Annotated in this window: 23 protein-coding genes and 1 tRNA gene; 9 read left to right on the top strand and 15 right to left on the bottom strand. The window is 60.4% G+C overall.

The window, feature by feature from the left end; all coding sequences use genetic code 11:
- Window positions 1-10 precede the first annotated feature (10 nt).
- Window positions 11-784: an ABC transporter ATP-binding protein gene (locus tag AC1RMX_RS08620; RefSeq protein WP_007897462.1), complete on the bottom strand. Its 774-nt coding sequence runs from the start codon at window positions 782-784 to the stop codon at window positions 11-13.
- 552 nt (window positions 785-1,336) lie between these two features.
- On the opposite strand from AC1RMX_RS08620, the gene gabP reads away from it, so the two are divergent.
- On the top strand, window positions 1,337-2,728 hold the full coding sequence (gabP, locus tag AC1RMX_RS08615) for a GABA permease (protein ID WP_096821940.1): 1,392 nt from the start codon (window positions 1,337-1,339) through the stop codon (window positions 2,726-2,728).
- Between the two features lie 70 nt (window positions 2,729-2,798).
- Here gabP and AC1RMX_RS08610 read toward each other — a convergent pair whose 3' ends face one another.
- The 4 genes from AC1RMX_RS08610 to AC1RMX_RS08595 all read right to left on the bottom strand — a co-directional run bounded on the left by AC1RMX_RS08610 (window position 2,799) and on the right by AC1RMX_RS08595 (window position 5,804).
- Entirely contained in the window at window positions 2,799-3,251 is a 453-nt protein-coding gene (locus tag AC1RMX_RS08610; RefSeq protein ID WP_096821941.1) for a hypothetical protein, read from the bottom strand.
- 6 nt (window positions 3,252-3,257) lie between these two features.
- Window positions 3,258-3,671, bottom strand: a complete 414-nt coding sequence (locus AC1RMX_RS08605; protein WP_249484256.1) for a hypothetical protein — start codon at window positions 3,669-3,671, stop codon at window positions 3,258-3,260.
- 30 nt (window positions 3,672-3,701) lie between these two features.
- Window positions 3,702-4,676, bottom strand: a complete 975-nt coding sequence (locus AC1RMX_RS08600) for an alpha/beta hydrolase family protein (RefSeq protein WP_493071459.1) — start codon at window positions 4,674-4,676, stop codon at window positions 3,702-3,704.
- 69 nt (window positions 4,677-4,745) lie between these two features.
- Window positions 4,746-5,804 carry a PDDEXK nuclease domain-containing protein gene (locus AC1RMX_RS08595; protein ID WP_493071457.1) on the bottom strand — a complete coding sequence of 353 codons (1,059 nt, stop codon included), beginning with the start codon at window positions 5,802-5,804 and terminating at the stop codon, window positions 4,746-4,748.
- A 261-nt stretch (window positions 5,805-6,065) separates the two neighbouring features.
- On the opposite strand from AC1RMX_RS08595, the gene AC1RMX_RS08590 reads away from it, so the two are divergent.
- A complete protein-coding gene (locus AC1RMX_RS08590; RefSeq protein WP_493071455.1) occupies window positions 6,066-6,515 on the top strand; it encodes a carboxypeptidase regulatory-like domain-containing protein in 450 nt (149 codons plus the stop codon).
- 43 nt (window positions 6,516-6,558) lie between these two features.
- On the opposite strand, the gene AC1RMX_RS08585 is transcribed toward AC1RMX_RS08590, so the two are convergent.
- The 5 genes from AC1RMX_RS08585 to AC1RMX_RS08565 form a co-directional block, all read right to left on the bottom strand.
- The gene (locus AC1RMX_RS08585) at window positions 6,559-6,870 is read right to left on the bottom strand and encodes a hypothetical protein (protein WP_493071453.1); all 312 of its coding nucleotides are present in this window, start codon (window positions 6,868-6,870) and stop codon (window positions 6,559-6,561) included.
- Window positions 6,871-7,006: 136 nt separating this feature from the next.
- A tRNA-Phe gene (locus AC1RMX_RS08580) sits at window positions 7,007-7,082 on the bottom strand.
- 103 nt (window positions 7,083-7,185) lie between these two features.
- Complete coding sequence (locus AC1RMX_RS08575; protein ID WP_007952551.1) at window positions 7,186-7,458, bottom strand: oxidative damage protection protein; 273 nt, start codon at window positions 7,456-7,458, stop codon at window positions 7,186-7,188.
- Complete coding sequence (mutY, locus tag AC1RMX_RS08570) at window positions 7,455-8,522, bottom strand: A/G-specific adenine glycosylase (protein WP_096821952.1); 1,068 nt, start codon at window positions 8,520-8,522, stop codon at window positions 7,455-7,457. Before mutY ends, AC1RMX_RS08575 begins: the two co-directional genes overlap by 4 nt.
- A complete protein-coding gene (locus AC1RMX_RS08565) occupies window positions 8,519-10,750 on the bottom strand; it encodes an AsmA family protein (protein ID WP_493071451.1) in 2,232 nt (743 codons plus the stop codon). Before AC1RMX_RS08565 ends, mutY begins: the two co-directional genes overlap by 4 nt.
- 353 nt (window positions 10,751-11,103) lie before the next feature.
- On the opposite strand from AC1RMX_RS08565, the gene AC1RMX_RS08560 reads away from it, so the two are divergent.
- The 7 genes from AC1RMX_RS08560 (at window position 11,104) to AC1RMX_RS08530 (ending at window position 16,916) form a co-directional block, all read left to right on the top strand.
- A complete protein-coding gene (locus AC1RMX_RS08560; protein WP_096821954.1) occupies window positions 11,104-12,768 on the top strand; it encodes an OFA family MFS transporter in 1,665 nt (554 codons plus the stop codon).
- A 263-nt stretch (window positions 12,769-13,031) separates the two neighbouring features.
- Window positions 13,032-13,625, top strand: coding sequence for an imidazoleglycerol-phosphate dehydratase HisB (hisB, locus tag AC1RMX_RS08555; RefSeq protein WP_085712764.1), 594 nt, complete (start codon window positions 13,032-13,034; stop codon window positions 13,623-13,625).
- On the top strand, window positions 13,625-14,263 hold the full coding sequence (gene hisH, locus AC1RMX_RS08550; RefSeq protein WP_085712765.1) for an imidazole glycerol phosphate synthase subunit HisH: 639 nt from the start codon (window positions 13,625-13,627) through the stop codon (window positions 14,261-14,263). The genes hisB and hisH overlap by 1 nt, the downstream gene beginning before the upstream one ends.
- A complete protein-coding gene (locus AC1RMX_RS08545) occupies window positions 14,264-14,524 on the top strand; it encodes a DUF2164 domain-containing protein (RefSeq protein ID WP_096821955.1) in 261 nt (86 codons plus the stop codon).
- Between the two features lie 42 nt (window positions 14,525-14,566).
- Window positions 14,567-15,304, top strand: a complete 738-nt coding sequence (hisA, locus tag AC1RMX_RS08540) for a 1-(5-phosphoribosyl)-5-[(5-phosphoribosylamino)methylideneamino]imidazole-4-carboxamide isomerase (protein ID WP_003220753.1) — start codon at window positions 14,567-14,569, stop codon at window positions 15,302-15,304.
- Between the two features lie 9 nt (window positions 15,305-15,313).
- Window positions 15,314-16,084: an imidazole glycerol phosphate synthase subunit HisF gene (gene hisF / locus AC1RMX_RS08535; RefSeq protein ID WP_493071449.1), complete on the top strand. Its 771-nt coding sequence runs from the start codon at window positions 15,314-15,316 to the stop codon at window positions 16,082-16,084.
- 76 nt (window positions 16,085-16,160) lie between these two features.
- Complete coding sequence (locus AC1RMX_RS08530; protein ID WP_096821956.1) at window positions 16,161-16,916, top strand: substrate-binding periplasmic protein; 756 nt, start codon at window positions 16,161-16,163, stop codon at window positions 16,914-16,916.
- Here AC1RMX_RS08530 and AC1RMX_RS08525 read toward each other — a convergent pair.
- The 5 genes from AC1RMX_RS08525 to gpmI all read right to left on the bottom strand — a co-directional run bounded on the left by AC1RMX_RS08525 (window position 16,897) and on the right by gpmI (window position 23,506).
- Window positions 16,897-18,297 (bottom strand): Vps62-related protein, encoded by a 1,401-nt coding sequence (locus AC1RMX_RS08525; RefSeq protein WP_493071447.1) that lies wholly within the window; start codon window positions 18,295-18,297, stop codon window positions 16,897-16,899. The two genes, AC1RMX_RS08530 and AC1RMX_RS08525, sit on opposite strands and share 20 nt — an antisense overlap.
- A gap of 108 nt (window positions 18,298-18,405) precedes the next feature.
- Window positions 18,406-19,182, bottom strand: coding sequence for a divergent polysaccharide deacetylase family protein (locus AC1RMX_RS08520; protein ID WP_493071445.1), 777 nt, complete (start codon window positions 19,180-19,182; stop codon window positions 18,406-18,408).
- Between the two features lie 2 nt (window positions 19,183-19,184).
- Window positions 19,185-20,504, bottom strand: coding sequence for a S41 family peptidase (locus tag AC1RMX_RS08515; protein WP_096821959.1), 1,320 nt, complete (start codon window positions 20,502-20,504; stop codon window positions 19,185-19,187).
- Window positions 20,505-20,538: 34 nt separating this feature from the next.
- Window positions 20,539-21,843 (bottom strand): murein hydrolase activator EnvC family protein, encoded by a 1,305-nt coding sequence (locus AC1RMX_RS08510; RefSeq protein ID WP_493071443.1) that lies wholly within the window; start codon window positions 21,841-21,843, stop codon window positions 20,539-20,541.
- 136 nt (window positions 21,844-21,979) lie between these two features.
- Window positions 21,980-23,506, bottom strand: coding sequence for a 2,3-bisphosphoglycerate-independent phosphoglycerate mutase (gene gpmI / locus AC1RMX_RS08505; RefSeq protein ID WP_096821961.1), 1,527 nt, complete (start codon window positions 23,504-23,506; stop codon window positions 21,980-21,982).
- Window positions 23,507-23,639: the final 133 nt, after the last annotated feature.

The raw sequence follows: 23,639 nt of genomic DNA, 5'->3' as shown, positions 1-23,639 counted from the left end.
GGTAGCTCCGTTAGCGGTTGCTGGACATGAATTGTTTGCAGCGCGCCGAAAGCGGGTTTTCAAACACCTGCTGTGGCGATCCTTGCTCTTCGACCAGGCCCTGGTGGAGGAATACCACTTCACTGGAAACCTGACGGGCGAACCCCATTTCGTGGGTCACGAGCAGCATGGTGCGGCCTTCTTCGGCCAATGCGCGGATGACATTAAGTACTTCCTGGACCATTTCCGGGTCAAGGGCGGAGGTGGGCTCGTCGAACAGGATCACCTTGGGCTGCATCGCCAGCGTGCGGGCAATCGCCGCGCGTTGTTGCTGGCCACCGGACAGTTGCGCCGGGTAGGCGTGGCGCTTGTCGGCGATGCCGACCTTGGCCAGCAGGGCTTCGGCGACTTCGATGGCTTCGGCCTTGCTCTGGCCGAGCACGCGGCGCGGGGCTTCGATGATGTTGTCGAGCACGCTCATGTGTGGCCACAGATTAAAGTTTTGAAACACAAAACCAATCTCGGAGCGCAGGCGATTGATCTGCTTGCCGTCGGCGGCAACCAGCTCGCCATTCTTGGCGGCCTTGAGCTTGAGTTCTTCCCCGGCCACCAGGATCTGGCCCTGATGCGGGTTTTCCAACAGGTTGATGCAACGCAGGAACGTGGACTTGCCGGAACCGGAGGAACCCAGGATCGAGATCACATCGCCGTCGCGGGCGGTCAGCGAGATGCCTTTGAGCACCTCAAGCTGTCCGTAGCGTTTGTGCAAGTTGCGGATTTCAAGCGCGGGCGTGGCCTCAGCCATGTGCGTTCCTCATATATGTTGCGCTCCTGCTGTTGGTTGGCCTTCCTGGCGAGGCGGCCAAGCTAGCATAGCGTTTCAATGGCAGCCAACAGCGCTTCGGGCGGTAAACGGATGGCGTGTGGCAGGTTGTCGCATCGGCGCAGCAGACTGTCGCCCCATCAACAACCGAACGGGTGTTTGAACGTTGATTCCCGTGGGTGCCGCGTAAAAAAAGGCGCGATGTTGCCACCTTTGGCGGGGTGTTGGAAGCGCTAACCGGCCGAACGTTCCTCATTCGCCCTTTTATTGTGCATCCCACACTTTTTCAGTGTGTTTCTGGTGCGCTGATTCGTTTAAAAAGTGAGTCGCAGGGTAACGCTTTGGCGAAAGGCCAGTATTCTCAAGGACTTGCGATGACTGTCCGGTCGCGCTGAAAACCGCAGGCCAGAAGAGTTTGAAACATTTTGGCGCAATTATTGCGTGCAGAATCCGGAACGCCCCGTTGGATTCTTTTTACGAGAAAGAACGCCAGACGGGACGGACTGAATCGCTTTCCTCGCAAAGGTAGTTTCAATGAGCAGTACCCAAAGCTCCAATGGCCTCGAACAGGGGCTCAAACCGCGTCATGTGACCATGCTGTCGATCGCCGGGGTGATCGGTGCAGGTCTGTTCGTAGGCTCCGGCCACGCCATCGCCGCCGCCGGTCCCGCTGTTCTGCTGGCGTACGCCGCTGCTGGCGCGCTGGTTGTGCTGGTGATGCGCATGCTCGGCGAAATGGCTGTTGCTTCGCCTGACACCGGCTCGTTCTCGACTTACGCCGACCGCGCCATCGGCCATTGGGCCGGTTTCACCATCGGCTGGCTGTACTGGTGGTTCTGGGTACTGGTGATCCCGCTGGAGGCCAACGCCGCCGCGACCATCCTGCACGCCTGGTTCCCGAGCGTGGAAATCTGGGCCTTCGCGCTGATCATCACCATGCTGCTGACGGTGACCAACCTGTTCAGCGTGAAAAACTACGGTGAGTTCGAATTCTGGTTCGCCCTGCTCAAAGTCGTGGCGATCATCGGTTTCATCATCCTCGGTATCGCGGCCATTTTCGGCTTCCTGCCGAACAGCCAGGTCAGCGGCGTTTCGCACATCTTCGACACCCAGGGCTTCCTGCCAAACGGCATGGGCGCGGTGTTGGGCGCGATCCTGACCACCATGTTCTCCTTCATGGGTACCGAGATCGTGACCATCGCGGCCGCGGAATCGAAGAACCCTGGCAAGCAGATCTCCAAGGCCACCAACTCGGTGATCTGGCGGATCGGCCTGTTCTACCTCGTATCGATCTTCATCGTTGTGGCCCTGGTGCCATGGAACGACCCGGTTCTGGCGAGCCTCGGCTCCTACCAGACTGTGCTTGAGCGCATGGGCATCCCGAACGCCAAGATGATCGTCGACATCGTGGTACTGGTCGCGGTGACCAGCTGCCTGAACTCGGCGCTGTACACCTCTTCGCGCATGCTGTTCTCCCTCGGCAAGCGTGGTGATGCTCCTGCCATGGCAACCCGCACCAACAAGAGCGGCACCCCTTACTGGGCGGTGATGCTGTCCACTGGCGCGGCGTTCCTGTGCACCTTCGCCAACTACGTGGCCCCGGCTGCGGTGTTCGAGTTCCTGCTGGCCAGCTCCGGCGCCATCGCGCTGCTGGTGTACCTGGTGATCGCGATTTCGCAACTGCGCATGCGTAAACAACGCATGGCTCGCGGCGAAAAAATCGTCTTCAGCATGTGGCTGTTCCCAGGCCTGACCTACGCGGTGATCGCCTTCATCGTGGCAGCCCTGACCATCATGCTGTTCCAGGACGCCCACCGTGTGGAAATCCTCGCGACCGGCCTGCTGAGTCTGGTCGTTGTGGCTACCGGTCTGTTGGTCGCTCGCCGTCGCAAGGCGGAAAACCGTGGTGCGGCGGTTCTGAACTGATCCGAATCGCGTAATGCAAAACGGCCGCTGTCAGTGATGACAAGCGGCCGTTTTTGTTACTGAGCGGGGTTTATTCGCTCTTCTCTTCCGGTGCATCAACCGACTGACCGTAGCTATCCAGCGCAATCCCGAAGTCGGTGATGAACTGCGGTTCGCTCAGCCAGGCCTGGGCGGTCTCGCGGTCCATGCCGTCGGCCCACATGCGGTAGTCGATCAGCATGTCGGCGGCCAGGTGGGTGGCGGCCATGCCTTCGTTGTCGGCGTTTTCCATGTCCAGCAGTTCAGGATGATCAACGATGATGAACGCCAGCTCCCGCAGCAGCGTCAGCAGCATGTCGTTGCGGCTGACGGCTTCGGCGTCGCGCATCTTGCTGAACATCGCCAGGGTGTATTCCGGGATCGGCTCGGCCAGGTGACCGAGGTCATCGTCCTGGGCCAGAGGTTTGCGGCCGACCATGCGGATTTGCTTGGCTTTGGCCTTGGCGCGTTTGGCGCGTTTCTGCTGCTTGTTAAGGGATGCCATGGGAACTCAGTTTTTCTGTTGGGTTTGTGCGGCGATTGCGTCGGACGCGGCCACATAGTCTTTCTGGAAGGCAGGCGATTCAATCCACGCCAAGGCGCCGGCCTCGTCGGTCTCGGTGGACCACTGGCGGTACTCGATCAGTGCGGCGAGGATGAAGTCCATCGCACCTTCTTCGCCTTCCTGTTCGTACACCAGTTCCAGCAACGGGTCTTCGAGGAACGCGGTGCACATGGCCTGCTGGCTGATCTTCTCGGCGTCGATCATTTTCTTGAACAGCTCGGTCAGGTCCACCGATTCGAAATCGATGCGGTCGTCGTTCGGGTCCAGCTCGACCGGCGCTTCCGCACGTTTGGTGCGGTTCTGCTTGGCCTTGGTCTTGGCCCGGGCGGCGCGTTTTTGCTGCTTGTTGGCGGAAGCCATGGTGTGTGTTCCGTGGTGCGTTGGAGGGGTTCAGCTGCGCGGTACTTGCCGCCCCGGTGTGTCGGGGGCCAGTGCGCCGGTTTGCAGCCAGGTCAGAGCGATGGGCCATAGTGTGGCTTGGTATGCGCTGCGAAAAAAGGCGAAATGTCCGACTTCTTGTTCGCCAATGTCCTGGGGTTCGATTCGCAGGTGGGTCTTTTGCGCACTGTCGAAGTAATCGAGCAGGCGTTCGGTTGCCGGAATGGTCCCGTAAGGATCGTCGCCGATACTGATTGCCAGGGTGTTTGCGTGGACATTGGAGAAGGGCAGGCGGCCGTTTTTCGCCAGCATCGCCCGACCGCTCGGACGCTGCTCATAACGTGCGCCAGGCGTGCTCCAGTCGCGCACTACGCCCGCGGGCGTGTCTTCCAGCCAGCCGAGGCGTTTGCCCGGAAAGTAGCCACAGAGCAGCGTGACCAGTGGCATCAGCAGATGCCATTTGCCGAACATCCGCCAGCGATGCTCGGGCGCGTAATCGCGCCAGTAAGCGAATTGCGCGCCGACCATAACCAATCGTCGGATTACCTGCCCGGAGGCCCCCAGACCTGCTGCGCAGCCACCGAAGCTGTGCCCGACCACATCGATCGGCTGACCGGGAAACTCCCGCTGCGCGCGTTTGAGCATCGCTTCGAAATCCAGCGCGCCCCAGTCCGTCCACGAAGCCTGCAAATGCCTCATCGACTTCGGGCGCGATTCACCAATGCCCCGGTAGTCATAAATGATCACGTCGAAACCGTTGGCGAACAGGTACGCGGCGAAGCGCGAATAGTGACGGCAGCGCACGGAAGTGGCGGCATTGATGATCACCACCGGGCGCTGTGGGTCGGGCGAAGCGTGGCGCCAGGTGAAACCACCAAGGCGATAGCCATCGGCGGCGGGCTCCTGAAAGGGTGCGTCCTGAACATCGCTTGCGAGCGCGGTTCTGTTCCGGGCATCTTCCAGTGCGTGCGTCTCTTGAAAACCCATGGCTCTCGACCTTCGCGGAGTAGCTGCCAACGATAGTCTCAGGCGGCTCGGTGAACAATCCGTCGTCGGTTAATCATCCGGCTGATCAATCAAGCGTTCTTCCAGCAGCGTGTGTTCCCGGTTTAGCTCCGCTCGTAATTCCTCTTCGCTCGGCAGCACCAGTTTGTAGCTGCTGGCGAACAGTTGTTCATTGCCCTTGAGGATTGTGTAGCGCGCAACCGATTCATTTTGTTGTGCACAGAGAATGATCCCCACCGTAGGCCCGTCGCCCTCACTGCGTTTCAGGTCGTCGTACATGCGTATGTACATGTCCATCTGTCCCACGTCCCGAGCGCTGAGTTTGCCGCGCTTCAGATCCAGGATGACGAAGCATTTGAGCAGATAGTTGTAGAACACCAGATCGATGTAAAAATCATCGTCTCCAGCACTGATGCGTTGCTGACGGCCGACAAAAGCGAAGCCCTTGCCCAGTTCGAGGAGAAATCCCTGGAGCTGGTCGATCAAGGCTTGCTCCAGTTCGGATTCCTGAAGCTTGCCCGGTGATGGCAGGCCGAGAAACTCCAGAAGGACGGGGTCGCGGATGAATTCCCGAGGATTGCTTTTCATCGCGGCAATGTTCGTCGCTGCCTCTGCATAGACGTCGGTTCTGTCTCGGCTCATCAACAGACGTTCGTAGTAGAGCGTGTTGATCTGGCGATCCAGGGCGCGGCTTGACCAGTTTTGCGTGGCGGCTTCGTTCATGTACCACTGGCGGGCTGATTCGCTTTCTATCCCCAATAGCTTGCGATAGTGGGTCCAGCTCAATTCGTGACGCAGTGCGTCACGAATTGGAAATGCCTGATAAAACAAACGCATGTAGCGAAGGTTTGAAGAATCGAAGCCTTTCCCAAAGTCCGCAGTCAGTTCTTTTGCCAACGTAGCCAGAAGTTGTTTTCCATACCCCGCCCGTCGGGCTCCCTGTTGTTCGAACTCGACAATATGTCGCCCGATCTGCCAGCAGGTCTGGACCTGAATCGTGTCGACCGTTCGCAACACTTTCTGCCGCGCCTGGCGTATCAGGTCACCCAGATCGCCCAACAGCGAATCGAGTTTTGGATCTTGCGTATCAGCAGGTTCAAGTTGGCTCATCAGGTCTTCCGGCTCAGGAGAAACAGAAGCAAGAGCATGCCAATAATTCACGGACTGGCGATGCCGGCCGTGTCTGGCTCTACCGAAGGAAGAGGGGGCGGGTTTTGCAGGATGCGACCGACGAAGATAGCGATTGGGGAATACAACGCGTAGTCCTTTTCGCATTCAAGACAACTCCCAATCAATCTAAAACCAGCCTTGCATCGCAAAATCTAAACAGGAGTAACGATTGGGTTCTGCGAGAACCCGGGAGTACTCATCATGAAACGCGTCATTTCATTCATGCTGCCGGTCGCTGCAGTGGCTGTTCTGATGTTCCCGCTCATGGCGCAGGCGAGCAGCGCCGAGCCGATCGACAGTGCCGGTGTGCAAGTCCAGCAACAACAGCAAAACGGTATCAATTACCTGTCCGGAGGGATTGGCCTGGACGAGTCACGGGCGATTCAGCAAGCCGCCGGCTACAACCTGCACATGACCTTCTCCGTCGGTGCACAAAACCTGTACACCTCGGACGTCGACCTGGTTGTCCAGAAAGCGACAGGGCAGCCGGTGCTGAACCTGAGCCAGATCGGGCCTTTGGTCTATGCGCAACTGCCGCCAGGCAAATACACCGTGGTTGCCACCCGCAATGGTGAGGTGCGGCGGGACGTTGCCAATGTTGGCATCGGCGGGGCAAGTAACCTGGTGTTTCATTGGGATTGGCATCAATAACGTCGACCAGGACGGGGTTCGGGCTGAATCCCGTCCATTACGTTCACTTGCGTACCTTCAGGTGGATCCGTAACCCGAACAGCGCAACGCTCACCAGCATTAGGGGGACGAGGCTTTGCCACACGACTTCGAACCAGTACCTGCGCGGTTGCAGATCCCGGAGGTAGGTTGTGCGCGGGCCGCGATTGGTTGTGGTGATCGAGCCACTGATCAGGCTGTCGATGATCATGTAAATCGACGCGCCAATGGCGAACGTTATCAACAGCCCGACAAGAAGCGTCAGCCAGAACGAAGTCCGGCTCTGGCGATAGGGTGGTGGATGGGGCAGGGGGATGCGGGTTCTTTTCTGGTTCATCGACTGGATGACCCTCTTCCGTAAGGGTTGGGAAAAGTATCGCGAATTCCGGCCTGCAAGAAGCGCGGGATCCAGTCTCCATCAAATCGCAGGCATAAAAAAACCCTGAATCTTGCGATTCAGGGTTTTCGGTATTTGGTGCCCAGAGACGGAATCGAACCGCCGACACGGGGATTTTCAATCCCCTGCTCTACCGACTGAGCTATCTGGGCAACGGGGCGCATTAAAAGGGTTTTTCGGATTTACGTCAAACACTTTTTTAAAATTTCTTAAATTAATTCCGTCGCTTACGATCCGACCCCCGATTTTCGGGGGTTATTCCGCTGGCGGCACGTAGCCTTCCGCCTGGGCGTATTCCTCGCCGGAGAAGTACTTGTCCATTTCGCCCTGCAGAAATTTGCGATCTTCGGCGTTCATCATGTTCAGGCGTTTTTCGTTGATCAGCAGGGTCTGGTGTTTCTGCCAGTCGGCCCAGGCCTTGGCCGAGACGTGTTCGAAGATGTCCTGGCCCTTGGCGCCCGGGTACGGTGGGCGCTCCAGACCTTCGAGTTGTTCTTTGTACTTGCGGCACATTACGGTGCGGGTCATGTCGACTCTCCTGCATTCAAGACGGCGGCCGCGCGTTCGAGCAAGGTTTTGACCGGGGCGGCGAGGCCCAGGCGCGGCGGGGTGGCGAGGTTATACCAGAGCCAGTCGGCCTCGGCCACGTGACCGCCCGCCTCCTGCACCTGAACCAGCCAGGGTTCGATGGACAGCTGGAAATGGCTGAAGGTGTGGACAAGGCTCGGCAGCGCCTGCTGCTCGCCGAGTTCCAGCGAGTGCTGCGCGGCGAGGTGTTGCAGGTCGTCGAGGTCGTCGAGTTCCGGCAGGCTCCACAAACCGCCCCACAATCCGCTGGAGGGGCGGCGATAAAGCAGAATCGCGCCCTCCTCGTTGGCCAGCAGCGGCATCAGCGTGCGTTTCTGCGGGATGGCTTTACGCGGCTTGGGAATCGGGTAGCGCGTCTCCAGGCCGAGCATATGCGCTTCGCAGCCCTTCTCCAGTGGACACAGCAGGCAGCTCGGTTTGCTGCGGGTGCACAGCGTGGCGCCCAGATCCATCATCGCCTGGGTGTAGGCGTTGACCCGATCCTGCGGCGTGAAGCGTTCTGCGTTGGCCCACAGCTGTTTGGCGACCTTTGGCTCGCCGGGGTAGCCCTCCTGCGCGGTAAAGCGCGCCAGCACCCGTTTGACGTTGCCGTCGAGGATCGGTGCGCGCAGGCCCATGCTGATGCTGGCAATCGCGCCAGCGGTGGACAGGCCGATGCCCGGCAAGTCCGTGAGTTTCTCGACATCGCGGGGAAACTCGCCGCCGTACTGGCTGACGACGATCTTCGCGGTCTTCTGCAAATTGCGCGCGCGGGTGTAGTAACCCAGGCCCGTCCACAGGTGCAGCACTTCGTCCTCCGGCGCTTCGGCCAGGGCTTCGACCGTCGGCAACGCAGCCATAAACCGGTCGAAGTAGTTGAGTACGGTGCTGACCTGGGTTTGCTGCAACATGATCTCGGACACCCACACCCTGTATGGGTTGATGTCCTGTTGCCAAGGCAAATCATGGCGGCCGTGGCGGTCGAACCATTCCAGCACCGCCGTGGAAAACTGCTCCGCTCTCATCGCTTGAACAGCCCCTTCAATGCGTTTTTCAGTTCAGGGCTGACTTTGTCGCCCAGTTTTTCGTCGATTTTTTCGCTGAGCTTGTCGCCGGCCATTTTGGTCGCGACCTGGCCGAGCCGCTCGTTATCCACACGGCAAGCCTTGGCGCCGAGCTCCAGCGGGCCACGGCAGCGCAGCGGCCACTCGATGCCGACGAATTTGTCGCCGACCTGACAGGCCGGGTCCGGCATGGCGCTGGTGTCGCCTTCGACGATGATGCCGACGCGATAGTCCATGCCCAGCACTTTCAGGTCGATGTCGCCGTCACCGTTGACGGTCATGCCCGGGATCCGCACTTTCAGGTCCGGGTTGCTGGCGACGCCGTTGCGGAAGGTCAGGTTGCCCTTGAGCTCCTGAAACGGCGTGTCCTTGCCGCGCGGCTCGCCGCTCAGGGATTTGCGGTTGAGCGTGGCGATGCCTTTGCACAGTTGCTGTTCGAGGTTGGCATTGAGCAACACGCCGTTGTTGATCACGAAACTGGCGTTGCCGTTGAGGGTGTCGATCAGCGCCTGTTGGCTGTTGCCGCTACCGGTGACAGTGCTGGTGAGGTTCACCAGGCCTTTGACCGGTGGATTCTTGCCCTGGCTTTCGAGGATTTTTTCCACTGGCACGCGGTTGATCCGGGTTTGCAGATTCAGCACTGGCGCGGTCTGGCGCACATCCAGCGTGCCCTTGGCTTCGAAGTCGCCGTTGTACAGCTCGCCGCGCAGGTTCTCCAGGGTCAACAGGCCGCCCTGGCCGGTGGCTTTCAGTGCAGCGTTCTGGATCGGCAGCTTGTCGAGGGTCAACTGGCCGAAGGTCAGGTCGGCGTTCACGTCCAGTTTGCTCAGGCGCTCCACCGGGAACAGTCGCTCGGTGCTCCAGGCACTTTTGCTCGGTTTGTCCGGCAGCGGGGTGCTGCCGGCGCCGGCCATGGCATCGGCTTCGGTGCTGGCGACTTCGGTCTGACGTGCCTGGGTGGCGCTGGTGGCTTTTTCCGATTTTGGCGGCAGGTAGCGGTCGACGTTGAAAGTGTCGGCCTTGAGGATCGCCCGCAGCGATTGCTTGGCGAAATCTTCGACGGCGATGCGGCCGCTGAAGCTGCTGTCGTCGAGTTTCAGGTTGATGTTGTCCAGCGCCACGCTGGTGGGCGTGGCAGACACGCGACTGACCAGCTCGACCTTGCTCAGGCTGCCTTCGGCCATGGCCGGCAGGGTCTGGCCGATGCTGTCGACGAATTTCGCCAGATCGAACTGGGCGATGGAAATCCCGCCGGTGATCTGCGGGGTCTTGTCGAGATCGTTGGCCTTCAGCTCACCCAAGGCGCGCAACTGGTTGGCGGAGATCTTGATCCCGGTCCATTCGGCGACGTTCGCAGCCTTGTCCAGCAGCATCTGCCCCTGGGCGGAGAACGTCATGGCCTTGCCTTGCAGTGGATCGCCGGTCAGTTCGCCGGACAGCTTCAAGTCTTCGAACTTGTAGCGTTGCAGGGCGCGCTCGATGCGCAACTCGCCATTGAGCTCGGTGCGTACTCGCAACACGGGCTGATTGGTGCTGAGGAACGCCGTGGCTTTCAGCGGAATGTTGGTTGAATCGTGTACCGCGCCGGTGCTCAGCTGGATGCTTTCGGCACTGAACTGCTTGCCGGTCTGCTCGTCGTTGTATTCAACGCGGGCGTTGTTGACGGTCAGGCTGTCGATGTCGAGGCGGATCGGCTGCGGCGGTTTCTCCGGCTGGGCAGGCGTTTCGGCAACCGGCTCGCCAGCGGCAACCGGCGGGGTGCTGCCCGGCGTAGGCGCTGCGGCAGGCAGCTTGCCGATGTCTTCCCAGTTGCCGTGACCGTTCTTGTCACGGTTCAGGCGCAGGTTCAGGCCTTCGACACGCACATCGCTCATCTGCACTTCGCGGCGCAACAGCGGCAGCACGCGCACGGACAGACCGAGCATCTGCAGATCGGCAAACGGTTCGGCAGGCTTGATCAGGGTGGCGACGCTGGCCTCGTGCAATTCCAGGCCGAGCCACGGGAACAGGCTCCAGCCGATATCGCCATTGAGCGTCAGCTCGATGTGGGCCTTGTCGCGGGCTATCTGGCGGATCTCGTCTTTGTAGTCGTTGGGATCGAAGAGGTGGGTCAGGGCGAAGCCCGCCGCCACAATGATCAGCAACAGCCCGAGAAGTACCAGACCCAGGATTTTGCCGAACGCTTTCATGGGCGAGTCCTTGTAGTTAGTCGAATTCGTAATTTAGCCGGGGAGTATAGCGCTGCATAACCCCGCGCTGGTGCGGCGTCCTGAGGAACCTGTTGATCCGCGACGTGCAGCGCTTCGACAACGGTCGGCAGGAGGGTTCCCCGGTCACAGGAGATCAGATGACTCAAAAAAGGTGATATCAGTTTGGTTTTTCTGTCACGTGCAGATGGTAACCTTCGCCCGTTCGTCCGCCCTTCTGCGACTTTTGGTCGCGCCTCAAGGAGCTTCACCCACCAACACGGTCATGCCTGCGTGCATAAAGGCCGGGGGTGAGCAGTGGCTGGCGAACCATACTAATAATTGGGGGATACACAATGAGCACGAGCATTACGGCGGACGGCCTCAGCGCCGCCCAGCCTGCGTTCCTGTCCAAGGAACGCATCATCGCCAAGCCCGGTTTCAACCGCTGGCTGGTACCACCGGCCGCTCTGGCCATTCACCTGTGCATCGGCATGGCCTACGGTTTTTCCGTGTTCTGGCTGCCGTTGTCCAAGGCGCTGGGCATCACCGCTCCGGTGGCTTGCGCGCCGGACATGAGCTTCATCGCACAAGTCTTCTCGTCGCAATGCGACTGGCCGATCTCCATGCTCGGCTGGATCTACACCCTGTTCTTCATCTTCCTCGGCTGCTCGGCAGCGATCTGGGGTGGCTGGCTCGAACACGCCGGCCCGCGCAAGGCCGGTGTCGTCTCGGCACTGTGCTGGTGCGGCGGTCTGTTGATTTCTGCGTTGGGGATCTATACCCACCAGATCTGGCTGATGTGGATCGGCTCCGGCGTGATCGGCGGTATCGGTCTGGGCCTGGGCTACATCTCGCCGGTGTCGACCCTGATCAAATGGTTCCCGGACAAGCGCGGCATGGCCACCGGCATGGCGATCATGGGCTTCGGTGGTGGCGCGATGGTCGGTGCGCCACTGGCGACCGCTCTGATGAGCCATTTCGCTTCGCCGGCTGGCGTGGGCGTGTGGCAGAGCTTTGTGGCCATGGCCGCGATCTACTTCGTGTTCATGATCGGTGGTGCGTTGTCGTACCGCGTCCCGCCGACCGGCTGGAAGCCTGAAGGCTGGACCGCGCCAGCGAAGAAAGCGTCGAATGCGATGATCACCCACCGTCACGTACACGTGAATGTGGCGTGGAAAACCCCGCAATTCCGTCTGGTGTGGCTGGTGCTGTGCCTGAACGTGTCCGCCGGTATCGGCATCCTCGGCATGGCTTCGCCACTGTTGCAGGAAGTGTTCGGCGGCAAGCTGCTGGGCAATGATCTGCCGTTCGGTCAGCTGGATGCCGGGCAACTGGCGTCGATCGCAGCGATTGCGGCCGGTTTCACTGGTCTGCTGAGCCTGTTCAACATCGGCGGCCGGTTCTTCTGGGCGTCGTTCTCGGACTACCTGGGTCGCAAGAACACCTACTTCGTGTTCTTCGCGCTGGGCTTTGCGCTGTACGCGCTGATTCCGAACCTCGGCCATCTGGGCAACGTTGCGCTGTTCGTGGCGGCGTTCTGCATCATCCTGTCGATGTATGGCGGTGGCTTCGCAACCGTTCCGGCATATCTGGCCGACCTGTTCGGCACGCAGATGGTCGGCGCGATCCACGGTCGTCTGCTGACGGCATGGGCTGCTGCTGGCGTGCTGGGTCCGGTGCTAGTGAACTACCTGCGTGAGTATCAACTGAGCATCGGCGTTGAACGCGCGGCGGCTTACGACATCACTCTGTACATCCTCGCCGGCCTGCTGGTGCTGGGTTTTCTGTGCAACCTGCTGGTGCGTCCGGTGGCAGACAAGTACTTCATGACCGACGCCGAACTGGCTGCCGAGCAGGCGCTGGGCCACGACAAGGGTGCTGACAGCAGCACCGTGCTTGAGTGGAAAGCCGCGCCGGGCAGCAAGCCGTTGGCGGTTGCTGCGTGGCTGGCGGTCGGGATTCCGTTGGCGTGGGGTGTGTGGGTGACCCTGCAGAAGACGGCGGTGCTGTTCCACTAAGTAAAACGTCGTAACCCTGTGGGAGCGAGCCTGCTCGCGATAGCGGTCTGACAGTCGACAGTGATGTTGAATGTGTGGCCCTCATCGCGAGCAAGCACGCTCCCACAGTTGTTTTGGGCTGTCCGAAATGGCTTGTATGGACATGTCTATCCCCGACAGTACGGGCTTCTATCCGTCTGCCATATCACGTCTCGTGTTTCTGTTTCGGCCCCGCGCCCCTATAATGGCTGCCTTTTTCGCCCAATGATTTTGCGGAGCTGGTGATGGCCGAACGTAAGGCGTCTGTCGAGCGCGACACTCTGGAAACCCAGATCAAAGCCTCGATCAACCTTGATGGCACCGGAAAGGCCCGATTCGATATCGGTGTTCCTTTTCTTGAGCACATGCTGGATCAGATCGCCCGTCACGGGTTGATCGACCTGGATATCCAATGCAAGGGCGATCTGCATATCGACGACCACCATACCGTGGAAGACGTCGGTATCACTCTCGGCCAGGCCTTCGCGCAAGCCATCGGCGACAAGAAAGGCATCCGTCGCTACGGCCATGCCTACGTGCCGCTCGATGAAGCGCTGTCGCGCGTAGTGATCGACTTCTCCGGCCGTCCGGGCCTGCAGATGCACGTGCCGTACACCCGCGCCACCGTCGGCGGCTTCGACGTCGACCTGTTCCAGGAATTCTTCCAGGGCTTCGTCAACCACGCGCTGGTCAGCCTGCACATCGACAACCTGCGTGGCACCAACACTCACCACCAGATCGAAACCGTGTTCAAGGCTTTCGGCCGCGCGCTGCGCATGGCCGTCGAGCTGGACGACCGCATGGCCGGCCAGATGCCTTCGACCAAGGGCGTGCTGTAATGCAGACGGTTGCGGTAATCGACTACGGCATGGGCAACCTGCACTCGGTGGCCAAGGCCCTCGAGCACGTTGGCGCCGGCAAAGTGCTGATCACCAGCGATGCGGACGTGATCCGCGAAGCCGACCGCGTGGTTTTTCCCGGTGTCGGCGCGATTCGCGATTGCATGGCGGAGATCCGTCGCCTCGGTTTCGACTCGCTGGTACGTGAAGTCAGCCAGGATCGCCCGTTCCTCGGCATCTGCGTCGGCATGCAAGCCTTGCTCGACACCAGCGAAGAGAACGACGGTGTCGACTGCATCGGTCTGTTCCCGGGCGCGGTGAAGTTCTTCGGCAAAGACCTGCATGAAGACGGCGAGCACCTGAAAGTCCCGCACATGGGCTGGAACGAAGTGAAACAGTCGGTGGATCACCCGCTGTGGCACAACATTCCGGACCTGGCGCGTTTCTACTTCGTGCACAGCTACTACATCGCCGCCGGTAACCCGCGGCAGGTGGTCGGCAGCGGTCATTACGGTGTCGATTTCGCCGCGGCGCTGGCCGAGGGTTCGCGTTTCGCCGTGCAGTTCCACCCGGAGAAGAGCCATACCCATGGCCTGCAATTGCTGCAGAACTTCGCTGCGTGGGATGGTCGCTGGTAAATGGCCGTCAAGAAATCCAAGCCGCCGATCCTGACCCTCACGCCCGAGCAGGAAAGCGACGCCAATCGCAAGATCCAGCGGTTCATGGAGGATCGTTTCGAACTGGACCTGGGTTCGTTCGAGGCGGCGGAAATTCTTGAGCTGTTTACCCGCGAAATTGCTCCGCACTATTACAACAGGGCGATTTTCGATGTGCAGACCCACCTCAAGGAGCGGTTTGAAAGCATCGAAAGCGACCTGTGGGCGCTCGAGAAAAACTGATTTCCGAGCCAAGCTGAACATTCAAATTTGAAGGTTTGCCAGATGCTGATTATTCCCGCTATCGATCTCAAAGACGGTGCCTGCGTACGTCTGCGCCAGGGCCGCATGGAAGATTCCACAGTGTTCTCCGATGACCCGGTGAGCATGGCTGCCAAGTGGGTGGAGGGCGGTTGCCGTCGTCTGCATCTGGTCGACCTGAACGGCGCTTTCGAAGGCCAACCGGTCAACGGCGAAGTGGTGACCGCCATCGCCAAGCGCTACCCGACTTTGCCGATCCAGATCGGCGGCGGCATCCGTTCGCTGGAAACCATCGAGCACTACGTCAAGGCCGGCGTGAGCTACGTGATCATCGGCACCAAAGCGGTGAAGGATCCGGCGTTCGTCGCGGAAGCCTGCCGTGCGTTCCCGGGCAAGATCATCGTCGGTCTGGATGCCAAAGACGGTTTTGTCGCCACCGATGGCTGGGCTGAAATCAGCACCGTGCAGGTCATCGACCTGGCCAAACAGTTTGAAGCCGACGGCGTGTCCTCGATCGTTTATACCGACATCGCCAAAGACGGCATGATGCAGGGCTGCAACGTACCGTTCACCGCTGCGCTGGCTGCTGCCACCAAGATCCCGGTGATCGCGTCCGGCGGCATTCACAACCTGGGTGACATCAAGTCGCTGCTCGACGCCAAGGCGCCAGGCATCATCGGCGCCATCACTGGCCGGGCGATCTACGAAGGCACTCTCGACGTCGCCGAAGCGCAAGCTTTCTGCGACTCGTACCAAGGCTGAGGACTGACCATGGCGCTGGCCAGACGCATCATCCCTTGCCTGGACGTGGACAACGGCCGGGTCGTCAAAGGTGTGAAGTTCGAGAACATCCGTGACGCCGGCGATCCGGTGGAAATCGCCCGTCGCTACGACGAGCAGGGTGCCGACGAGATTACCTTTCTCGACATCACCGCCAGTGTCGATGGTCGCGACACCACGCTGCATACCGTCGAGCGCATGGCCAGCCAGGTGTTCATTCCGCTGACCGTCGGCGGCGGCGTGCGGACCGTGCAGGACATTCGCAATCTGCTCAATGCGGGTGCGGACAAGGTGTCGATCAACACCGCTGCCGTGTTCAACCCGGAATTCGTCGGCGAAGCGGCGCAGCATTTCGGCTCGCAATGCATCGTCGTCGCCATCGACGCGAAGAAGGTTTCGGGCCCGGGCGAAACCCCGCGCTGGGAAATCTTCACCCACGGCGGTCGCAAGCCGACCGGCCTCGACGCGGTCGAGTGGGCGAAGAAAATGGAAGGCCTGGGTGCCGGTGAAATCCTCCTGACCAGCATGGATCAGGACGGCATGAAAAACGGTTTCGACCTGGGTGTGACCCGCGCCATCAGCGATGCGCTGGGGATCCCGGTGATCGCTTCCGGTGGCGTCGGCAACCTGCAGCATCTGGCCGATGGCATCCTCGAAGGCCACGCCAGTGCCGTACTGGCGGCGAGTATTTTCCACTTCGGCGAATACACGGTTCAGGAAGCCAAGGCTTACATGGCTCACCGCGGCATCGTAATGCGTTAAACATCCATACAGGCCAGTGGACAGCATGGCGTACCCAAGGCACTCTTGGGCACGCCATGGATTTCGGTAGCCCGACATGATCAAACGCCTGCTTCTCGCCCTCGCCAGTGCCTCCGTGTTGTTGATCAACACTGGCCACGCCGAAGAAAGCCCCGACACCGATCTGGTGCTCCTCACCGAAAACTTCCCGCCGTACAACATGGCGAAGAACGGCAAGAATTTCGCTCAAGACGAAAACATCAACGGCATCGCCACAGACATTGTGCGCGAGATGTTCAAGCGTGCCGGCATCACTTACAGTCTGACCCTGCGCTTCCCCTGGGAACGGGTCTACAAGCTCGCGCTGGAGAACCCCGGTTACGGTGCTTTCGTCATGGCACGCCTGCCGGATCGCGAAACGCTGTTCAAGTGGGTCGGCCCCATCGGCCCGGATGACTGGGTCATGCTGGCCAAAGCCGACAGCAAGATCACCCTCGAAACCCTGAACGATGCGCGCAAGTACAAGATCGGCGCTTACAAAGGCGATGCGATTGCCGAGACCCTGGCCAAGCAGGGCCTGAAACCGGTGGTGGTGTTGCGCGATCAGGACAACGCCAAAAAGCTCGTCAGCGGGCAGATCGACCTGTGGGCTACCGGCGATCCCGCCGGCCGTTATCTGGCGCGGCAGGATGGCGTGACCGGGCTGAAAACCGTGCTTCGCTTCAACAGCGCCGAACTGTATCTGGCGTTGAACAAGGACGTGCCGGACGAAGCCGTCGCCAAACTTCAGGCAGCGCTTGATCAGATGCGCAAGGACGGCGTGGTCGACGAGATCATGGGGCGGTATCTGTAACTGTCGCTGATTCTTTCGTTGATTGCGGACCTGCCACGGGCTCCGCAGCCGGCAGCTTTTCAGGTTCCTTCTCTGGCTCGATGGCAGTCGGTTTCTCAAGTTCTTTCTTCGTATCCTTTGACGGTTCCGGCTCGGCCGGGTAGTCAGTCAGATGCAGGCTATTCATATCGGTATAGCTGAGATGGCCTTCCACTTGTGAACCGTCTTCGCGCAGCAATCGGTAGTCGCTCTGCATAAGATAAATCGCTGCGAACCGGTTTTTCGCAACCAGCGCAATAACTTCTGCCTGTTCGGAGTTCACCCATTCATAGGGTGCCGATTCGGTGTTGCAGAAACTGTCGCCCAACCTGGCTGAGCAGGTGATGGCCGACTCAGGCGCAGACAATGCCGACGGCCATTGGCTGCCGATGTCGATTCCGGTTTTGCGCGTGAACGTGCGCACCATTTCGAAGGATTGGGCTCGGCCGGCTCTCCACCTGAAAGGGCGATGCATGTCTGTGCTGTTCTGGTCTTGGCCGACGAGCAAGTAGCGATCAGTTCTTTCCATACGATAAAACGGTGAAGTGCGTAGCTGTACAAGGCTTGTCATCGCCGGGTCGCTGACCGTGAACCACGGCAATCGGACGACCTGTGTAATCTTGGGTTGCGTCAGGATGGCGGAGGCATCATGCCCGGTCAGTACAGGGGCCGCCGGAGGCGTATCGACCTGAAGCGCAATAGGCATCCGTAAGGCATAGGCCGTGATGGATGCAGCAGGTTTGCTGTAGCCGTTGGCACCGATAAACGTGCCGGGTGCAAAGAATATCTCCCCGGCAGGTGCGGTCGGAGGCTTGACGCTCCAGGTGCTGAAATCGCGGTCGGCTCCGCTACCCTTGTCGCTCCAGATCAGTGCGTTGGCGCTTGCGGCGACCACCAGATCTGCACGTACACAACGAACGGCGTTGAAGGACGGCTTGTTGCGGTCGTTGGAACATACCATTCCGACTGCCACATAGCCTTCGGGAGGAATCGGCCGCCATACGGAGCAGTCACCGTTGGCGCGCGAACCTGAATCGCTCCATACCCGTTGGTAATCATCAGGCCTGCTCAGTGCCGGCCCCTTGCCGGCTTCGGCATTCTGCGGATCGCCCTCGCGGACAACCGCCATCACCTGCCTGTCGTTGATATTGTCCCGTCCGGAGACAACGAGATCGCCCAAGGAAAAATAGCCGGGCAGCAGGTCGGGAGCCGGTGTCGGGCGCCAGAAGCTGCCGGGTTTTGAATTCGAGCCTGTGTTGTCCCAGATCCGGTGAAACTCGGTGGTGAAATTGATCAGCAGGTTTTCAACTGCAATGGGCTCCATCTGCCGAACAGATGAGTTGAGAGAAGTTTGGGTGTTCATGATTGATCCCGAATAAAGAAAGCGGCTTGGTGTCGCCGCGACGGGTCTCAATATCCGGGTATGGAGGGGGCTGGCTGCGGTATCTATCTATTGCTTCGTGACAGCTTGTTACCGGTAGACGCCGTCTTTGCCATGAGCGGCCGTGGCGCGATTGCTGCGCACGCTGATCATCTGCTTGATGTCGATCCAGTCGATGCCTTGGGCTTTCAGCTTCGGCAGTTCCCGTTCCAGCACAGCCAGAGTCTGTGGATAAGGATGGCCGATCATCACCGCCGAACCCTGCTTGTGAGCCAGGCTGATCGCCGTCTGCAACTGGGTGAAAATCGCTGCTTCAGTGCGCTCGTCATCGAGAAACACATCCCGCGAGACGCTCGCCAGATCGATCTTCTGTGCCTGTTGAGCAGCGACCGTTTGCGCGCTGGTGCGGCTGTCGACGAAGAACTTGTGACGGCGCTGCAACTCACCCATCAACCAGGCCATCGCCACTGGTTGTGCGGTCATGCGACTGCCCATGTGGTTGTTGATGCCGGCGGTGTAGGGGACCCTCTTGAATGCGGCGTCGAGGCGTTTCTCAAGTTCTTCGATGGGCAGTTCAGGATGCCAGGCAAACGGGCCGGTGGCCGGGTCCATCGGCATGTGCAGGATCACGATCTTGCCGGCGCGATGGGCTTCGCGGGCAAATTCGGTGGCGTGCGGGGTGTCGGGCATGATTGCCGTGGTGACGGGCCCGGGGAGGGCCAGCACGCGGCGATCCCGGGGCAGGTTCTGCCCCAGGTCGTCGATGATCAGTGTCAGGTAGGCTTTTTGTGGTGTCGGTCTGGCAGGCTCTGCGTGAGCAGCACCCGCCAGACAGCACAGCAGGACAAAGACAAGACGCAAAGACATCCTCAACGGCCGGACGTGATGCTCAGGCCTTTGAGCAGGCTCAGGGCCTGGGCCAACTGGTAATCGTCATCCTGCGGCATGGCTTTCGGTTTCGCGCCGGAGCCGGTCGGTTTGTCTGCGCCGCCGTTGCCGTTGCCCAGGTGACCCTGCAGGTCGGCTTCCTTGAAGTATTCGCCGTCCGCTTCGTTGGTGATCTTGGCCTTGCGTACTTCGATGTCCGGGACGATGCCCTGGGCCTGGATCGAGCGGCCGTTCGGCGTGAAGTACAACGCGGTGGTGATCTTCAGCGCGCGGTCGTTGTTCAGCGGCAGCACGGTCTGCACCGAGCCCTTGCCGAAACTGGTGGTGCCCATGACCACGGCGCGTTTCTGGTCTTGCAGGGCGCCGGCGACGATTTCCGAGGCCGAGGCACTGCCACCGTTGATCAGCACAACCATTGGCACGGCTTCGCTTTCGTCTTTGCCGGTGGCGGAGAAGCGCAGTTCGGAGTTGGCGATCCGGCCCTTGGTGTAGACGATCAGGCCTTTGGTGATGAAGTGGTCGACCACTTCCACCGCTGCCTGCAGCACGCCGCCCGGGTTGTTGCGCAGGTCAAGGATGATGCCGTTGAGCTTCTTGCCGTTGTCCTTGCGCAGCTTGGCCAGGGCCTTGGAGACTTCCTCGCCGGTCTTGACCTGGAACTGGGTGATGCGGATCAGGCCGTAACCCGATTCCAGCAGTTGCGCCTTGACGCTCTTCACCTGGATCACCGCACGGGCCAGGGTCACGTCGAACGGCGTACCGCCGTCGCGGACCAGGGTCAGGGTGATTTTCTGGCCGATCTTGCCGCGCATCTTGTCCACGGCTTCGGTCATGGTCTGGCCACGGGTCGGCGCGCCGTTGATCTTGACGATGAAGTCACCGGCCTGAATGCCGGCCTTCGACGCTGGCGTATCGTCGATTGGCGACACAACCTTGATGAAACCGTCTTCCGAGCCGACTTCGATGCCCAAGCCGCCGAACTCACCGCTGGTGCTTTCCTGCAGCTCGGTGAAATCTTCCGGGCCGAGGTAGGCCGAGTGCGGGTCGAGGTTGCTAAGCATGCCCTTGATGGCGTTTTCCAGCAGGGTCTTGTCGTCCACCGGTTCGACATAAGCGGCCTTGATCCGGTCCATGACCTCGGCAAAGGTGCGCAACTCTTCCAGCGGCAGCGGGGCCTTGGAAGTCGCGGCAGTGCCTGCCGGAGCGACAGCCGGAGCCGGTTGAGCGGCGAACGCCAGAGGCGCGCCGATCACCAGGGCGATCGTCAGGGCCAGCGAGGTAAGACGGGACAAATGCAGCATGTCGAACGAACTCCTAAAGTTGGTGACTCAACGCCTATCCTTGCGCGCGGCACCATTGCGCCGGATCACTCGGGTGACCCTGCTGACGAATTGCGAAATACAGCGCTGGTGTGTCCTGCCCGCCACTGCTACCGACAGTGGAGATGGACTCACCGGCTTTTACCACGTCACCAGCCGACTTCAGCAGCGTCTGGTTATGACCGTAAAGGCTCAGAAAACCGTTGCCGTGATCAAGGATCACCAGCAGCCCGGCACCGCGCAACCAGTCGGCAAACACCACGCGCCCGCCGTGTACGGCGTGCACCTGGCTGCCGGCGGAGGCGCTGATCATCACGCCATCCCACTTGGTGCGGGCATCGTCGCCACGGGTTTCACCGAAGCGTGCCAGCAGTCGACCATCAACCGGCCATGGAAGTTTTCCCCGGGTGGCGGCAAAAGGGCCGCCGAATGTCTCGCCGCTGCTGGAAACCAGCGCGCCAGGTGTGGGTCTGGCTTGTTTTCGCGGGGCGTCGCTGGTGTCCGAGTCCGCATCGGCGCGGGCCTGGGCCTCACGCAAACGCTTTTTTTCGGCTTCCTGCTGGGCGATGAGCGCTTTCTGTCGCGCTTCTTCTGCCTCACGGGCCTGGCGGGCCAGGGTTTCTTCAATGGTTTTAAGGACTTTAGACAGGTCTGCCTGATCCTGCTCGCGGGAGGCCAGTTTCTGATCGCGCGCCTTCACGTCGTCGTTGAGCTTGGCCAGCACCTGCTGGCGCTCCTTGCGAACCTTGTCGAGTGCGTCGCGCTGGGTATCCAGGTCGCTTTTCTGCACCAGCAACTGGGCTTGCTGCGTGGAAATGTCTTTTTCGACATTGTCCAGCTGGCGCAGGGTTTCGTTGAAATTCTTCAGCTGCTCCAGGCGGGCCTGGCTCAGGTAGTCGTAATAGGTGAGGGTGCGGGCGAATTTCTCGGGGTTCTGCTGGTTGAGCAGCAGCTTGAGGTATTCCTGCCGGCCGTTCTGATAGGCCGCGCGGGCCTGGATGGCGATCAGTCGTTGCTGTTCAGTGCGCGCGCTCTGGAGTTTTTTTTTCTCCGCATCGAGCCGCTGCAGCTCGGATTCGCTCTTTTTCAGCTCCTTTTGCAGGGCGTCCACCTGTTTTTCGAGATTGCCCATCTCGGTTTCAGTGCCCTTGAGCTCTTTCTGTACGCCGGATTTTTCTTCCTGGAGCTTGCCCAGCAGCTTTTTCAGCTCGGCGATATCCTGACGCGTGGCGTCCAACTGTTGTTGGGTTTGCGCGCGCTCGTCAGCGAAGGCCGGTTGGAGCAGGCATGTCAGAGCGAGGGCGATCAGGACGCGAAGCATAGAGGCGGGCGGCACCAGGGTAAGGGACGGCCTAGTATGCCCGCCCCACGCGGCAAAAAAAACGCCTCAAAGCCAACTGCTTTGAGGCGTTCGTCATAAAAAGCCGTTTCAGGCTGATTACAGGGCGTTTTTGATATCAGACCAGAATCGAAGTGCCAGTCATTTCCGCTGGTTTTTCCAGGCCCAGCAGTTTGAGCATGGTCGGCGCCACGTCCGCCAGCACGCCGCCTTCACGGACCTTGAGGTCGCGTTTGCCGACATAGATGAACGGCACCGGTTCGGTGGTGTGAGCGGTGTGCGCCTGGCCGGTGGCTTCGTCGGCCATTTGTTCGACGTTACCGTGGTCGGCGGTGATCAGCGCTTCGCCGCCGACCTTTTCCAGCGCCTCGACGATGCGGCCGACGCAGGTGTCCAGGCATTCCACGGCTTTTACCGCCGCCTCGAACACACCGCTGTGGCCGACCATGTCGCCGTTGGCGTAGTTGACCACGATCACGTCGTAGCGCTGATTCTCGATGGCATCGACGATGCGGTCGGTGACTTCCGGTGCGCTCATTTCCGGCTGAAGGTCATAAGTGGCGACTTTCGGCGACGGGATCAGGATGCGCTCTTCGCCCGGGAACGGTTCTTCGCGACCGCCGGAGAAGAAGAAGGTCACGTGGGCGTACTTTTCGGTTTCGGCGATGCGCAGTTGGGTCTTGCCGTTTTTCGCCAGATAGTCGCCGAGAACATTTTCCAGGCTGCCCGGCGCAAAGGCTGCGGGGGCCGGGATGCTGGCGGCGTACTGGGTCAGGCCCACGTACTGCACTTTTGGCTGGCGGGCGCGTTCGAATTCCTTGAAACCGTCTTCGACAAACACGCGGCTCAGCTCGCGAGCACGGTCGGCGCGGAAGTTCATGAACACCACGGCGTCGCCGTCTTCGACTTGCACGGGCTCACCGATGCTGGTGGCTTTGACGAATTCGTCGCTCTCGCCACGGGCGTAGGCGGCTTCCAGGCCTTCCTGGGCGGTGGCGGCGTTGAATTCACCCTTGCCGTCGACGATCAGGTTGTAGGCCTGGGAAACGCGGTCCCAGCGGTTGTCGCGATCCATGGCGAAGTAGCGGCCGATGATGCTGGCGATGCGGCCCTTGCCGAGCGCCTGGAAGGTCGCGTCGAGCAGTTCGATCGACGACGCGGCGCTTTTCGGCGGCGTGTCACGGCCATCGAGGAAGGCGTGCAGGTAGATTTTTTCGGCGCCACGCTTGAAGGCCAGTTCGGCCATGGCGATCAGATGATCCTGGTGGCTGTGAACGCCGCCGTCCGACAGCAGCCCCATGAAATGCACGGCCTTGCCGGCGGCCACGGCTTTGTCCACGGCGGCGCAGATGGTCGGGTTCTCGAAGAACTCGCCGTCGCGGATCGCTTTGGTCACGCGCGTGAAGTCCTGATACACCACGCGGCCGGCGCCGAGGTTCATGTGGCCGACTTCGGAGTTGCCCATTTGGCCGTCCGGCAGGCCGACGTCCATGCCGCTGCCCGAGATCAGGCCGTTCGGCACGGTGGCCCACAGGCGATCCAGCACAGGCTTTTTGGCCGCGAAGACGGCGTTGGATTCGGGGCTGTCGCTGTGACCGAAGCCGTCGAGAATCATCAGGACCAAAGGTTTAGGCGTGGTAGTCATGGAATCCACTCGTGGCTAATAAAGAAGAGGGCGATGGAAAAGGGAGTTGGAGTTTAAAGCGAAGTTCCGACCGCGTCACCGCCGGACGGGGTTTGGCCCACCATAGTGGCTGTGTATACTGGCCGACATTTTA

The organism is Pseudomonas sp. GW822-FHT03F04, from assembly GCF_058801405.1.
The sequence above is the reverse complement of the archived record's forward strand: the minus strand, read 5'-3'. Positions and strand labels throughout refer to the sequence as shown.